The 13,234-nt window shown below is 70.0% G+C and carries 10 protein-coding genes; 5 read left to right on the plus strand and 5 right to left on the minus strand.

Features of this window, described 5'->3' with window-relative positions; translation table 11 throughout:
• The first annotated feature begins 43 nt into the window (after positions 1 to 43).
• The 3 genes from BLR21_RS33010 to BLR21_RS33020 are packed head-to-tail and all read left to right on the plus strand — an operon-like array spanning position 44 to position 3,661.
• Positions 44 to 1,540: a sensor histidine kinase gene (locus BLR21_RS33010; protein WP_176929909.1), complete on the plus strand. Its 1,497-nt coding sequence runs from the start codon at positions 44 to 46 to the stop codon at positions 1,538 to 1,540.
• Entirely contained in the window at positions 1,537 to 3,009 is a 1,473-nt protein-coding gene (locus tag BLR21_RS33015) for a sensor histidine kinase (RefSeq protein ID WP_090012294.1), read from the plus strand. Before BLR21_RS33010 ends, BLR21_RS33015 begins: the two co-directional genes overlap by 4 nt.
• A gap of 10 nt (positions 3,010 to 3,019) precedes the next feature.
• On the plus strand, positions 3,020 to 3,661 hold the full coding sequence (locus BLR21_RS33020) for a response regulator (RefSeq protein ID WP_090012297.1): 642 nt from the start codon (positions 3,020 to 3,022) through the stop codon (positions 3,659 to 3,661).
• On the opposite strand, the gene sthA is transcribed toward BLR21_RS33020, so the two are convergent.
• Positions 3,662 to 5,077, minus strand: coding sequence for a Si-specific NAD(P)(+) transhydrogenase (sthA, locus tag BLR21_RS33025; RefSeq protein ID WP_090012498.1), 1,416 nt, complete (start codon positions 5,075 to 5,077; stop codon positions 3,662 to 3,664).
• A gap of 10 nt (positions 5,078 to 5,087) precedes the next feature.
• Complete coding sequence (locus tag BLR21_RS33030) at positions 5,088 to 6,092, minus strand: hypothetical protein (protein WP_143027989.1); 1,005 nt, start codon at positions 6,090 to 6,092, stop codon at positions 5,088 to 5,090.
• Positions 6,093 to 6,238: 146 nt separating this feature from the next.
• Between BLR21_RS33030 and BLR21_RS33035 the strand changes: the two genes are divergently transcribed.
• Positions 6,239 to 6,907: a DNA alkylation repair protein gene (locus tag BLR21_RS33035; protein ID WP_090012301.1), complete on the plus strand. Its 669-nt coding sequence runs from the start codon at positions 6,239 to 6,241 to the stop codon at positions 6,905 to 6,907.
• On the opposite strand, the gene BLR21_RS33040 is transcribed toward BLR21_RS33035, so the two are convergent.
• The 3 genes from BLR21_RS33040 to pheS all read right to left on the minus strand — a co-directional run bounded on the left by BLR21_RS33040 (position 6,904) and on the right by pheS (position 11,328).
• Positions 6,904 to 7,401: a hypothetical protein gene (locus BLR21_RS33040; RefSeq protein WP_090012303.1), complete on the minus strand. Its 498-nt coding sequence runs from the start codon at positions 7,399 to 7,401 to the stop codon at positions 6,904 to 6,906. The genes BLR21_RS33035 and BLR21_RS33040 overlap by 4 nt on opposite strands.
• A 376-nt stretch (positions 7,402 to 7,777) precedes the next feature.
• Positions 7,778 to 10,255: a phenylalanine--tRNA ligase subunit beta gene (gene pheT / locus BLR21_RS33045; RefSeq protein WP_090012306.1), complete on the minus strand. Its 2,478-nt coding sequence runs from the start codon at positions 10,253 to 10,255 to the stop codon at positions 7,778 to 7,780.
• 5 nt (positions 10,256 to 10,260) lie between these two features.
• Positions 10,261 to 11,328: a phenylalanine--tRNA ligase subunit alpha gene (gene pheS, locus BLR21_RS33050; RefSeq protein WP_090012309.1), complete on the minus strand. Its 1,068-nt coding sequence runs from the start codon at positions 11,326 to 11,328 to the stop codon at positions 10,261 to 10,263.
• Positions 11,329 to 11,463: 135 nt separating this feature from the next.
• On the opposite strand from pheS, the gene BLR21_RS33055 reads away from it, so the two are divergent.
• Complete coding sequence (locus tag BLR21_RS33055) at positions 11,464 to 13,233, plus strand: HSP90 family protein (protein ID WP_256335098.1); 1,770 nt, start codon at positions 11,464 to 11,466, stop codon at positions 13,231 to 13,233.
• Position 13,234 lies beyond the last annotated feature (1 nt).

The raw sequence follows: 13,234 nt of genomic DNA on the forward strand, positions 1-13,234 counted from the left end.
TGGCGCTGTGGGGCGCTGAGCGCGGTCGACCATGATGATCCGCGTGAACGTGAAGGTCCGCGACGGACTGTGGACGGCTGCCGCCTTCCTGCTGGCCATGGTGACGCTGTTCGCGCCGCTCGGCAGGCCCGTCCACTGGTGGCTGGTCCTGGCGTCCGCGCTGTGGGCGGCGGCGCTGGTGCCGATCAGCGCACGCTGGCCGCGGTGGGCGATCGTGCTCACCGCTCCCCTCAACGGGGTCAACAACCTGCTCGCGATCGCCCCGACGTCGCTGGTGGTCTTCCGCGCGGCCCGGTCGGTCCGTTCGCAGGGTCAGCTGTGGGCGCTGGTGGGCGTCACGGCGGTGCTGCAGGCGGCGTTCGGCGGCCTGCACTCGTGGCGGGCCGGCGACAGCTTCACCGAGTACCTGCTCGGCACGCTGTTCTCGGTCGTGTTCCTGCTGATCTTCCCCGCCGTGTCCGGGGCGCTGATCGGACGGCGCAAGCCGTTGACGCAGGTGCTGATGGAACGCAACGACTACCTGGAACACGCGCGCGCGTTGACGGCGAGCACCGCTCGTTCGGCCACGCGCGCGCACATCGCCAGCGAGATGCACGACATGCTCAGCCACCGGCTCCGGCAGCTGACCGCGCACGCGGGCGCGCTGGAGCAGTCCGCCGCCGAACACGCCCCCGAACTGCGCGAGCAGGTCGAGCTGATCCGCAAGACGTCCGCGGTCGCGATGGAGGAACTGCGCGAGATCCTCGGCGTGCTGGGCACCTCCTCCGAACACGACGAGGACGCGGGCACGCGCGTGGACGTCCAACGGCTCGTGGCGGCGTCTTCCGCGGCGGGCCTCTCCGTCTACCTCGACTGGTCAGGCGCTGATCTGGCCGATGCCGACGCACGCCTGCGCAGGGCTGTGCATCGGGTCGTGCGTGAGGGACTCACGAACGTGCACAAGCACGCCCCGTCAGCCCGGACTCGGGTGGCGGTGACCGTCGCCGACCGCGTGCGCGTCGAGGTCGTCAACGGTCCCAGCGCGGCACCGAGGGGCGCCGGCACCCGGCGCGGGCTCATCGGCCTGGAGGAACGTGTCGAGCTGATCGGCGGGTCGTTCCTCGCCGGGATACCGGCGGGCGGCGGGTTCCGGGTGTCGGCCGACCTGCCGGCACACCCCGTCGCGCAGGAGGAGACCGGAGCGGCGGGTGCGGTGGCCGAGGCGCCGCCGCCGATCACCGCCGAGGTCCTGACGATGCCGCGCGTGGTCGGCGGCGGCTGTCTGGCCACGCTCTCGCTGGTGCCGGCGCTCGGCACGGTGTTCGTGCTGCTCCTCGTCGCGGTCTTCAGCAGCAGCGAGATCAGCCGGGAGGAGTTCGACAAGTTCCAGGCGTCGGTCACGCACGAGGGGCAGGTCACCGACACGTTCGGGTTCGGCGTCCCCTCGGACCACACGGGGTGCTACCGCTACCACGTCGAGGGCTCGGACGACCGCGACTTCGAGATCTGCTTCGACCGGACCAGCGGGCTCATGACCACGAAGAGGGAGCTCGCCCGATGAGGTACGTCTGGACGCTGCTCGCGTTCCTGGTCGGCCTGGTGCCGCTGGTCGCCCCGCTGGCACCGGTCCCCCATCCCGCGCTGACGGTCGCGACCGCGCTGTGGATCGCCGCGCTGGTGTGGATCGCGCCGGACAGGCCCGAGTGGGCGCTGCTGCTCACCGCGCCGCTCTTCGCGGTGAACAACCTGTGGGCGCAGGCCATCACGACGATCGTGGTCTTCACCGCGTGCCGCCGCCTCCCGCGCCTGGGCCGGTTGTGGGCGCTGCTCGGGATCATGACGCTGCTGCAGACCGCGTTCAGCCAGTTCCAGGAGAGCTACCGGAGCATGCCGCTCTGGGAAGCGGTGGCCGGCGCGGTCATCGGTTCAGTGTTCTTCGTGCTGTTCCCGGCGGTCTCGGGCATGCTGCTCGGCCGCCGCAAGCCGATGGTCCGGCTGCTGCAGGAACGCAACGAGTACCTCGAACGCGCCCGTGCGCTGACCGCCGCGTCCGCCCGTGCCGACGAACGCGCGCACATCGCCGGCGAGATGCACGACATGCTCGGCCACCGGCTCAGCCTGATCTCCATCCACGCCGGGGCGCTCGAGCTCACGACCGCGCGCAAGGCTCCCCAGCTGCACGAGCAGGCCGAACTGATCCGCACCACGTCGTCGCTCGCGATGGCGGAACTGCGCGAGATCCTCGGCGTGCTGCGGACGAACCCCGAGCCCGAGTCGCTCGACGAGGACACCGGCACCCGTTCCGACATCGCCGCGCTGGTCGAGGGTTCCGGGCTCGCCGCGTCGCTCGACTGGTCCGGCGACGACCTGCACGGCGCCGACCAGCGCACCCGCCGCGCAGTGCACCGGGTGGTCCGCGAGGCCCTGACCAACGTCGCCAAGCACGCGCCGTCCGCCCGCACGCGGGTGCAGGTCGCGGTCCAGGCCGGCCGGGCCCGCATCCAGGTCGTGAACGGCCCGTCGCCGGCGACTCCCGGCAGGGGCACCCGGCGCGGCCTGATCGGGCTGGAGGAACGCGTCGGGCTGCTCGGCGGGTCGTTCAGCGCGGGTCCGCCGGTCGAGGGCGGTTTCCGGGTGGCGGCGGACGTGCCGCTGAACCCGCCGGCCCAGGCGGACCTGACCGCCACCGAGGCCGTGGAGGTGCCACCGCCGCTCGCCGCCGAGGTGCTGACCGTGCCGCGGGTGCTGGGCGGGGGCTGCCTCGGGTTGCTGACGCTGCTGCCGATCGCGGGCGCGCTGATCGTGTTGCTGCTCTTCGCGTTGCTCAACCCGACGCAGATGAACGCGCCGTACTTCGACTCGTTGCGGGTGGGCGTCACGGCTGAAGGGGACGTGTACGAGGAGTTCGGCCTCGGGCAGCTCGGCGTGGACGGGTGCTCACGGTTCCGGACGTCGCACAACCCCGACCTCTCCTACAAGCTGTGCTTCCGCGACGGCAGGTTGTCCTCGAAGGAGCAGGAGCGCACGTAGGCTGCTGGGCGTGATCCGAGTTCTCATCGCCGACGACGAAACGCTCATGCGGGCCGGCATCCGGCTGATCCTGGAGAACGACCCCGAGATCACCGTGGTCGCCGAGGCGAGCGACGGCAGACAGGCCGTCGAGCTGACCCTGAAGCACACGATCGACGTCGCCCTGCTCGACATCCGCATGCCGGGTGGCGACGGGCTCAAGGCCGCCGAGCAGATCGCGGCGAGGGCCAACGTCGTCATGCTCACGACGTTCGGCGAGGACTCCTACGTGGCCCAGGCGCTGAAGGTCGGCGCGACCGGGTTCCTGCTCAAGGACACCCCGCCGCAGGAGCTGATCAACGCCGTCCGCAGGGCCGCGCGGGGCGAGCCGATCCTGGCCCCGCAGATCACCAAACGCCTGATCGAGAAGCACCTGACCGCACCGAACGACGGTTCGGAGGCGCGCCGCAAGATCGACACGCTCACCGAGACCGAACGGGGCGTGCTCAAGCTCGTGGGCGAGGGGCTGTCCAACACCGAGATCGGTGAGCAGCTCTTCATGGCGACCGGCACGGTGAAGGCGCACATCAGCCGGATCCTGCCCAAGCTGGCGTGCTCCAACCGCGTGCAGGCCGCCATCGTGGCCCACGACGCCGGCCTCACCCGGTCGTGATCACTCGGTCGTGAAGCGGTCCAGTGCGCGGATCTTGTTCGTGGCGTCCAGCGCCGCGACCTTGTAGGCCTCGGACAGCGTCGGGTAGTTGAAGACCGTGTCGACCAGGTAGTCGACCGTGCCGCCGCAGCCCATCACGGCCTGACCGATGTGCACCAGGTCCGTGGCGCCGGTGCCGAACACGTGCACACCGAGGATCTTCCGGTCCACAGTGGACACCAGCAGCTTCAGCATGCCGTACGCGTCACCGACGATCTGGCCGCGGGCGAGCTCGCGGTACCGGGAGATGCCGACCTCGTAGGGCACCGCGGACGACGTCAGCTCGGCTTCGGTGGCGCCGCAGTAGGAGATCTCGGGGATCGTGTAGATGCCGATCGGCTGCAGCGCGGTCAGTTCGTGCACCGCCTCGCCGAACGCGTGGTAGGCGGCCAGCCGGCCCTGGTCCATCGACGTCGCGGCCAGCGCCGGGAAGCCGATCACGTCGCCGACGGCGTAGATGTGCTCGACCGGCGTGCGGTAGTGCTCGTCGACGGACAGGCGGCCGCGGTTGTCGGCCTCGATCCCGGCGGCGGCGAGGTTCAGCTTCTCGGTGGTGCCCTGCCGGCCCGCCGAGTACATGACGGCGGCGGCCGGGATGCGCTTGCCGGAGGCCAGCGTCGTGATGGTGCCGCCCTTGGACACCTCGACGTTCACCACCTTCTCGCCGAAGCGGAACGTGACCGCCTGGTCGCGCAGGTGGAACTTCAGCGACTCGACGATCTCGGGATCGCAGAAGTCCAGCATCTTCTCGCGCTGCTCCACGACCGTCACGCGGGTGCCCAGGGCGGCGAACATCGAGGCGTACTCGATGCCGATCACGCCCGCGCCGACGACCACGAGCGACGCCGGGATCTCCTGCAGTGCGAAGACCTCGTCGGAGTCGAGGATCCGCTCCTCGTCGAAGTCCACCACGGAGGGGCGGGCCGGCGTCGTGCCGGTCGCGATGACGATGTACTCGCCGGTGATCGTGGTGTGGTCGCCGCGGTGGCTCCCGTCGACGGCGACGGTGTGCTCGTCGAGGAAGCGGCCCCAGCCGTTGAGGAGGTCGATGCCGTTGCGGTGCAGTTGCGCGCGCACGACCTGGACCTCGCGGCCGATCACGTGCTGCGTGCGGGCCATCAGGTCGGTGATCGTGATGTCCTGCTTGACGCGGTAGCTGGCGCCGTACAGCTCGCGCTGGCTCATGCCCGTCAGGAACATGACGGCTTCGCGCAGGGTCTTCGACGGGATGGTGCCCGTGTTCGCGCAGACACCGCCGACCATCTCCTGCTTGTCGATGATCGCCACGCGCTTGCCCAGCTTCGCACCTGCGATCGCCGCCTTCTGGCCGCCAGGGCCAGAGCCGATGACGATCAGGTCGTAGTCGTACGGCGTCATGGTCGACACCCTACTTCGACGGCTGCGATTCCACTCCGGAACTCCTGAACGGCAGCAGATCCAGCAGGCGGCCGGTGGCCCGGTACTCCGCGACCCGCTCGGCGAACGGCCGCTGCACGATCCGGTGCACCGCGTCCCTGCTGAGCCGCTCGTAGGCGGGCACCGTGTCGTTGCTCAGGAAGTCCCAGCGCGCCACCCGGTCCGCGTAGTTGAACGCGGGCAGCGGACCGCCGAACAACGGCCGGTACTGCGCCGGCGTCTTCCCGCCGGGAACGGGCATCGGCCCGGCGACCGTGATCGCGTACGTGACCATCTCGCCGGGCGGCAGCAGCCGGGACCGCATCCGGTCGAACTGGCCGGCGATCACCAGGTTCTGCTCGCGTGACGAGAACTCCATGACGGCCTGCGCCGGGTCCGCCCACGCCGCCGTGGTGTCGGCGTCGATGATGCCCGCGTCGCGCAGTTCCTCCACGGCCTTGATGCCACCGTGCAGGTAGGCGGCGTGCATCGCGCCTAAGTCCATGAAGATGTGCTTCTGCATCGACATCAGCATCGACGAGAACCAGCGCAGTTCCGGGACCGAACCGAGGTCGAGCATTCCGGCGGCGAAAGCAGGCGCGCCGATGTTCGCGAAACCCATCCACCGCAACGTGTCCGGGTGCGTCAGGTAGAGCTTCGTGTAGAAGTCGTAGACGGCGAAGATCACCGCGCGGTTGGCGTCCGCGGAACGCTGCGGGTCCCACTCGGCCAGGTTGACGCCCGCGTCCTCGGCGGCACGCACGATCCAGTACTGCCACAGCAACGCCCTGAACCTCGCCGGCGCGATGCCCCTGGCCCGGTATCCGGCCAGCGCCTGCTCGATCGCGGCACGGTCGGACGGCAGGTCGGGGTGCACTCCACCCCGCTGTTCGCCGTTTCCGTTCACCAGCGGCAGATCCAGGTAATCCACCGTGTCCGCTTTGGTAGCACCCATGCTGCCGAGCACGAGCGCCGCCACGACCATGAGCACGCGCATGAACGCGAACTGTATCCGGATCAAGCACCCTTTCCGTTCACATGAGCACCCGGTCAAGTGATGTTTTGCGCGTTCGTTAGGACTTCCGGTACCGATGGGGCCATAAATCCCAACAGGGCTACTCCTTATGCCTATAACGTTTGGGTGTGACTCTTGAGGTTTCCTTGATCGAGGCGGTTCGAGCGGGACTCGAGGAGCGCGCGGATCCGGTGAAGGCGCTGGAGATGCAGGCGTACATGAAGTCCGGCATGCCATTCCTGGGCGTGCAGAAACCGGGACGCGTGGCACTGCTGAAGTCGCTTCCCCAGTTGCACGACCGGGACGAGTGGCTCGGCGCGATCCAGATGTTGTGGCGCGAGGCGACCTATCGCGAGGAGCGCTACATCGCGTTGTCACTGAGCGGTGATCGCCGATTCCAGTCCGTCGATCTGCTGCCGTGGTTCGACGAGATGATCGTGACTGGCGCGTGGTGGGACTACGTCGACGAGATCGCGTCGAAACGCGTCGGGCCGTTGCTGCGCTCGACGCCTGACGTCGTGCGGCCGTTGATGCTGAAGTGGTCCGTCGACGCGGACAGGTGGCGCCGCCGGACGTCGGTGATCTGCCAGCTCGGGTTCAAGGGCGCGACCGACGTGGAACTGCTGACGGCGTGCGTCGACGCCAACGTGGACGATCCCGACTTCTTCCTGCGCAAGGGGATCGGCTGGGCGCTGCGGGAGTTCGCGAAGACCGAGCCTGGCTGGGTGCGCTCGTTCGTCGAGGCCCGGCCTGGGTTGTCGCCGTTGTCACGGCGCGAGGCGTTGAAACACCTCTAGCCGTGTTTCGCGCGACCCGAGTAGGTGAGCGGGAAGACGAGCTCGGCGCACGCCGCCGGGACGTCGGCGGCGACCTCGACCTTCATGGCGACCTCGACCGCACCTCCCGCGGGGATCTCCACGACGTCGGTGAGCGGCACGACCGTCAGCACGCCGGACGGGCAGCCCTCGACGCGCTGCTGGGTGCCGTCGAGCGGCTGGCCGGGCACCGCCGACAGGCTCTCGACGATGATGACGACCGGGTTGGGGTTGGACAGCCGCACCTTGCGCTGGCCCACGGCACCTGGCTTGAGCTCCACGGGAGCGCCGGAGATGTCGTTGATCTCGAACGGCTTGAGCTGCTGCATGCCCGACTCGCCGCTGCTCACGGAATACGCCATCGCGGGCAGTTGCTGCTCGGGCCACGTGAGGTGCATGGCCGCCACGACCGCGGCGCCGACCATGAGGATCGTCAAGGACACAGCGATCTCAAGGCGCGGACCCAGACTACGCATGGCGCAACTCTCCAGAGTTGTTGCTCCCAGGCGGTGGGTTCGCCTCTAGCTCCCCACCGGACCGGCGACCATACTCGCCCGGTGGTTCATCGCTTCGCCCCTCGGCCCTGGCGGGCCGCGCCGCCAATCTTGGAGAAGCTTCACGTACTGCGCAAGCGTCTGACGGGCGCCGATTTCCCCTTGTAATGAGGGTCTTTTGGCACCTTGACAGCTACGCAGGGCTACCACCTGCTGATTTGACCCCAAATCCCGACTTCCGGGACTCAGCCGATCGAGCGAACTTGCCCATCGGTTTTTCGGTACCACGACCTGGGTTTGTGCACGCGGGGAGCTTTCCGTACTCCAGGAAGGTCCCCGCGTGCCGTCAGCCGGCAGGTCAGGTGCGGAGTGCGGCGCCCAGGCGTTCCGCGGCGGCGGCGACGGCGGCGTCGCGGGCCGAAGTCGCCTCCTCCACCGTCAGCGTGCGGTCCGGCGCACGGAAGCGCAGCGAGTACGCGAGCGACTTCTTGCCCTCGCCTGCCTGCTCACCCGTGTAGACGTCGAACAGGCGGATGTCCTCCAGCAGGTCGCCCGCGGACGCGCCGAGGACCTCGGACACCGACTGCACCGGCACGGAGGCGTCGACGACCAGCGCGACGTCCAGCAGCACCGGCGGGTACGCCGAGACCATCGGGGCCGGGCGGTGGTCGTCCAGCGGCAGCGCGTCGAGGTCGAGCTCGAACGCCACGGTCCGCTTGGGCAGTCCGAGCGCCTCGATCACCTTCGGGTGCAGCTCACCGGCGTGGCCGACGGGCCAGTCGCCGACCCGCAGCTCGGCGCAACGGCCGGGGTGCCACGGCAGCAGGTCCGACGCCACGACGCGCAGCTGCACGCCGTAGGCCTGAGCGGCGCGCCGGGCGGCCTCGACGGCGTCCGACCAGTCGGCGGTGCGGCCCTTGCCCCACCAGCCGGCCAGTTCGCGGTGGCCCGTGAGCACACCGGCGACGTGCAGCGGCTGGTGCGGCAGCGCGGCCTGCAGCGAGGCCACCTCGGCCTCGGTCGGCCGGCGGTCCACGCCCAGCGACGGCACGGGCACCTGCTGGGCGCGCGGCAGCGTCACCTGGGCGATGTTGTAGAGCGAGACGTCCTTCGCACCACGGGCGAGGTTGCGTTGGAGGGTCTCCAAGAGGCCCGGCAGCAGCGTCGTCGCCAGGACGTTCTTGTCCGCCTCCAGCGGGTTCAGCACGCCGACCGTGTTGCGCCGGATGTCGTCCGCCGGCAGGCCGAAGGCGTCGAACACCGACGGGTCGATGAACGGGAACGGCTTGACCTCGACGAACCCGTCCTCGGCCAGCGTGCGCCACACCGTGCGGCGACGGCGCTGCTGCTCGGTCAGGCCCCGACCGGCGGGAGCGGGCGGCAGCACCGACGGAATCGTGTCGTAGCCCTCCAGGCGCAGCACCTCCTCCACCAGGTCGGCGGGCTGCACGAGGTCGGCACGCCACGTCGGCGGCACGGCCGTGACGATCGTCTGGCCCTCCTCCGAGGTGGTCACCGAGACCTGGCAGCCGATCTGGCCGAGCCGGCGGGCCGTGACCCCCCGCGCGTAGCGGACCCCGGCGATGCGGTCCGGCAGGTCGATCGGCATCGACACCGGCGCGGGCAGCGCGGGCACGCCCACGTCCGTGCGGCCGGGCTTGATCTGGCCCTCGGCGTAGTGGTTGAGCAGCTTCGCGGCCCGCTCCAGCGCGACGGGCGCGAGAGCCGGGTCGACGGTGCGCTCGAAGCGCTTCGCGGCCTCGGACGGCAGCTTGTGCCGGCGGACCGTGCGCGCGATGGACGCCGGGTCCCAGTTCGCGGCTTCCAGCAGGATGTCCGAGGAGCTGTCGCCGACCTCGGTCGACGCACCACCCATGACACCGGCCAGCGAGATCACGCCGGAGTCGTCGGCGATCACGATGTCGTCGGCGTCGAGCGCGCGGACCTGGTCGTCCAGCGTCGTGAGCTTCTCCCCCGCCAGCGCACGGCGGACCGTCAGCGCGCCGGACAGGGACGCCGCGTCGAACGCGTGCAGCGGCTGGCCCAGTTCGAGCATCACGTAGTTCGTGACGTCGACCGGCAGCGAGATCGAGCGCATGCCCGCGAGCATCAGGCGGCGGCGCATCCACCACGGCGTCGGCGCCGTCGGATCGACACCGGTGACGCGGCGCGCGGTGAACCGGGAGCAGCCGGGACGGTCCTCGATGTGGACCGGCCACGCCTCGCCCTCGGGCTCGGGGATCTCGACCACGCCGGGGTCGCCGAACGGCACGTCGAGCGCGCAGGCGATCTCGCGGGCGAGGCCGCGGACCGAGAACGCGTAGCCGCGGTCCGGGGTCGGCGCGAGCTCGATGACGCTGTCGTTCAGGCCGAGCAGCTCCAGCGCGTCGTCGCCGGGCTGCGCGGTGCCGGTGGGCAGCACGAGGATGCCGGAGTGGTCGTCGCCGATGCCGAGCTCGTCGGAGGCGCAGATCATGCCCTGCGACACGCGGCCGTACGTCTTGCGCTCGGAGATCGCGAAACCACCCGGCAGCACGGCGCCGGGCAGCGCGACGACGACCGAGTCGCCCTCGACGAAGTTCGTGGCACCGCAGATGATCTGGTTGACCTGCTCCGGGCCGACCTCGACCCGGCAGTAGCGGATCGGCTTCTTGAACTCGGTGAGCTCCTCGATCTCGACGACGCGACCGGCGACGATCGGGCCGGTCACGGGACCGAGCGGGCTCACCTCCTCGACCTCGATGCCGATGCGGGTGAACGCCTCGGCGAGTTCGTCGGGCGTGGGGACTTCGTCGAAACCGAGGTGTTCGACCAGCCAGCTGACCGGGACGCGCATCCGGATCAGGCCTCCGTTCCGAAAGGCTGGGTGAAGCGGACGTCGCCCTCGACCATGTCGCGCATGTCGGGAAGACCGTTGCGGAACTGCAGGGTGCGTTCCAGGCCCATGCCGAACGCGAAGCCGGAGTAGACGTCCGGGTCGACGCCGGTGGCGCGCAGCACGTTGGGGTTGACCATGCCGCAGCCGCCCCACTCGACCCAGCCGGCGCCACCCTTCTTCTCCGGGAACCACACGTCGACCTCGGCCGACGGTTCGGTGAACGGGAAGAAGCTCGGGCGCAGGCGGGTCTTCGAGTCCTCGCCGAACATCGCGCGGGCGAACGCGTCGAGCGTGCCCTTGAGGTGGCCCATCGTCAGGCCCTTGTCGACCGCGAGGCCCTCGACCTGGTGGAACACCGGGGTGTGCGTCGCGTCGAGCTCGTCGGTGCGGAACGTGCGGCCGGGGCACACGACGTACACCGGCAGTTCGCGGTCCAGCAGCGTGCGGGCCTGCACCGGCGAGGTGTGCGTGCGCAGGACCAGCTGCGAGTCACCCGGCGCGACGTAGAACGTGTCCTGCATCGAGCGGGCCGGGTGGTCCTTGCCGAAGTTCAGCGCGTCGAAGTTGAACCACTCGGTCTCGAGCTCGGGGCCTTCGGCGATCTCGTAGCCCATGGCCACGAAGACGTCACCGATGCGCTCGGCGAGCGTGGTGATCGGGTGGCGCGCGCCGCGCGGGAAGCGGTCCCAGGGCAGCGTGACGTCGACGGACTCCTCGCGCAGCACCCGCTCGTCGCGCTCGACCTGGAGCACGGCGAAGCGCTCGTCGAACGCGGTCCTGATCGCGGACTGCGCCTCGTTCACCCGCTTGCCGGCCTCGGCCTTGGCCTTGGGGGGCAGGGCACCGATCTCGCGGCGGGCCAGCAGCACGGGCGACCGGTCACCGAGGTGGCCGGGCTTGACCGCCGCCAGCGCCTCGAGGTCGGCTGCCCCGGCGAACGCCTCGCGCGCCTTCCGCACGGCCGCGTCGAGGTGCTCGGCTGACAGCGCCGCGACCTGCTTCGGGTCGTACGGGTCGTTGGCTCCGGACATGGTTTGTGGACAGCTCCCAGTTTTGATCCACACAGCGGACCTCGGTAATGAACAGGCCGATCCTAGTGGGTGCGCTGTTGACCGTTCCGGAGCGTTCCGTTAAAGAGCGGCACCGGCCCCTCGATCGTCCCTAGGATGGGCGGCATCATGTCGCACACCTTCCGCGTCGACCTGCGCGGCATCATCGACCTGCTCAGTCACCACCTGTACAGCAGCCCGCGCGTCTACGTGCGGGAACTGCTGCAGAACGCCGTCGACGCGATCACGGCGAGGCGTGAGCTCGACCCGTCCTGCCCCGCCGGCATCACGATCACCTGCGGTCCGGCGCTGACGATCACCGACACCGGCGTGGGGCTCACCGAGGACGAGGTCCACGAGCTGTTGTCCACGCTCGGCCGCACGTCGAAGCGGGACGACCTGGGGTTCGCCCGCGAAGGGTTCCTCGGGCAGTTCGGCGTCGGCATGCTGTCGTGCTTCCTCGTCGCCTCGTCCGTGACGGTCATCACGCGGTCCGCTCGCGGTGGTCCGGCCGTGCGGTGGGAGGCGGACTCCTCGGGTAACTACACCGTGTCCGAAATGGACACTGCGGACGGTGTGCCGGTCGGTACGACGGTGAAGCTGACTGCTTCGCGTGGCAACGAACACTGGCTCGAAGCCGACGTCGTGCGGCCGTTGGTGAGCGACTACGGCGATCTGCTGCCGGCCGTCGTGACGCTGGACGGCGCTCAGGTCACCCGCGGCGAACGTCCGTGGGACGACGAGGACGCCGACCTTTCCGAGTACTGCGAGCAGGTCCTCGGGTTCAGGCCCTTCGAGGCGATCCCGATCGAGGTCGAGGCGGCGGGACTCACCGGTGTCGCGTTCGTGCTGCCGTCCGGTGTGCACCCCGGCACGCGCCAGACGCACCGGGTGTACCTGAAGCGGATGCTGGTCGGCGACAACGTCGAGGGCCTGCTGCCGGACTGGGCGTACTTCGTGCGGTGCGTGGTCGACGCGTCCGCGATCCGGCCCACGGCGTCACGCGAGTCGCTCTACCAGGACGAGATGCTGCTGGCGGTGCGTGAGGAGCTGGGCGAGCAGATCCGCGACTGGCTGATCAGGCTGGACGCGATCGAACCGCGCCGGGCCGGTGAGCTGCTGGCCGCGCACCACCTGGGCATCAAGTCGCTGGCGCGTTCGGACGACGAGATGCTGCGGCTGGTCGAGCGGTGGCTGCCGTTCGAGACGACCGAGGGCGCGATCCCGTTGCGGCAGTTCAAGCGCAAGCACGGCGCGATCCTCTACATCCCGGACGTCGACGAGTTCCACCAGCTCGCGCCGGTCGCGGCCGCGCAGGGGCTGGGTCTCGTGAACGCCGGCTACGCCTACGACATGGAGCTGCTGAACCGGCTGAGCGCCCTGGACGGTCCTGCCGTCGCGCGCCGGGTCGCGCCGTCGGAACTGCTGGCGGCGCTGGCCGATCCGGAACCGGGCATCGAGACGGCGCTGCGGCTGCGGCTCTCCGAGGGCGCGGCGGCGCTGGACCGGCACGACTGCGACGCGGTGATCCGCGACTTCGACCCGGTCTCGTTGCCCGCCCTGCTGATCACCAACGCGGAACAGCAGCGCAAGCTCGACACCGAGCAGACGGCGGAGGAGGTGACGGACCCGTTGTGGGCGGAGCTGCTCGGGCAGCTGACCGCGGGCTCCGGAACGTCACGTCCCGAGCAGCTGGTCCTCAACTGCCGCAACCCGCTGGTGCAGCGACTGGCGCGGCTGAGGGACCCGGCTCTGGTGGAGCTGACGCTCGAATCTCTATACGTGCACGCCGTTCTGCAGGCTCGGCGAGCGATGCGACCGAAGGACACGGCGGCGCTGAACCGTTCGTTCCTGGAACTGCTGGACCGCGCCGTTGGGGGTAAGTGAA

Origin of the sequence: Lentzea albidocapillata subsp. violacea (assembly GCF_900100275.1) — a bacterium.
GTDB classification, from domain to species: domain Bacteria; phylum Actinomycetota; class Actinomycetes; order Mycobacteriales; family Pseudonocardiaceae; genus Lentzea; species Lentzea violacea.

Coding starts and splice junctions, on each gene's coding strand:
- BLR21_RS33015 (WP_090012294.1), top strand. CDS start 1,537: ATGAGGTACGTCTGGACGCTGCTCGCGTTCCTGGTCGGCCTGGTGCCG.
- BLR21_RS33040 (WP_090012303.1), bottom strand. CDS start 7,401: ATGCGTAGTCTGGGTCCGCGCCTTGAGATCGCTGTGTCCTTGACGATC.
- pheT (WP_090012306.1), bottom strand. CDS start 10,255: ATGCGCGTCCCGGTCAGCTGGCTGGTCGAACACCTCGGTTTCGACGAA.
- pheS (WP_090012309.1), bottom strand. CDS start 11,328: ATGTCCGGAGCCAACGACCCGTACGACCCGAAGCAGGTCGCGGCGCTG.
- BLR21_RS33055 (WP_256335098.1), top strand. CDS start 11,464: ATGGGCGGCATCATGTCGCACACCTTCCGCGTCGACCTGCGCGGCATC.
- BLR21_RS33030 (WP_143027989.1), bottom strand. CDS start 6,092: ATGCGCGTGCTCATGGTCGTGGCGGCGCTCGTGCTCGGCAGCATGGGT.
- sthA (WP_090012498.1), bottom strand. CDS start 5,077: ATGACGCCGTACGACTACGACCTGATCGTCATCGGCTCTGGCCCTGGC.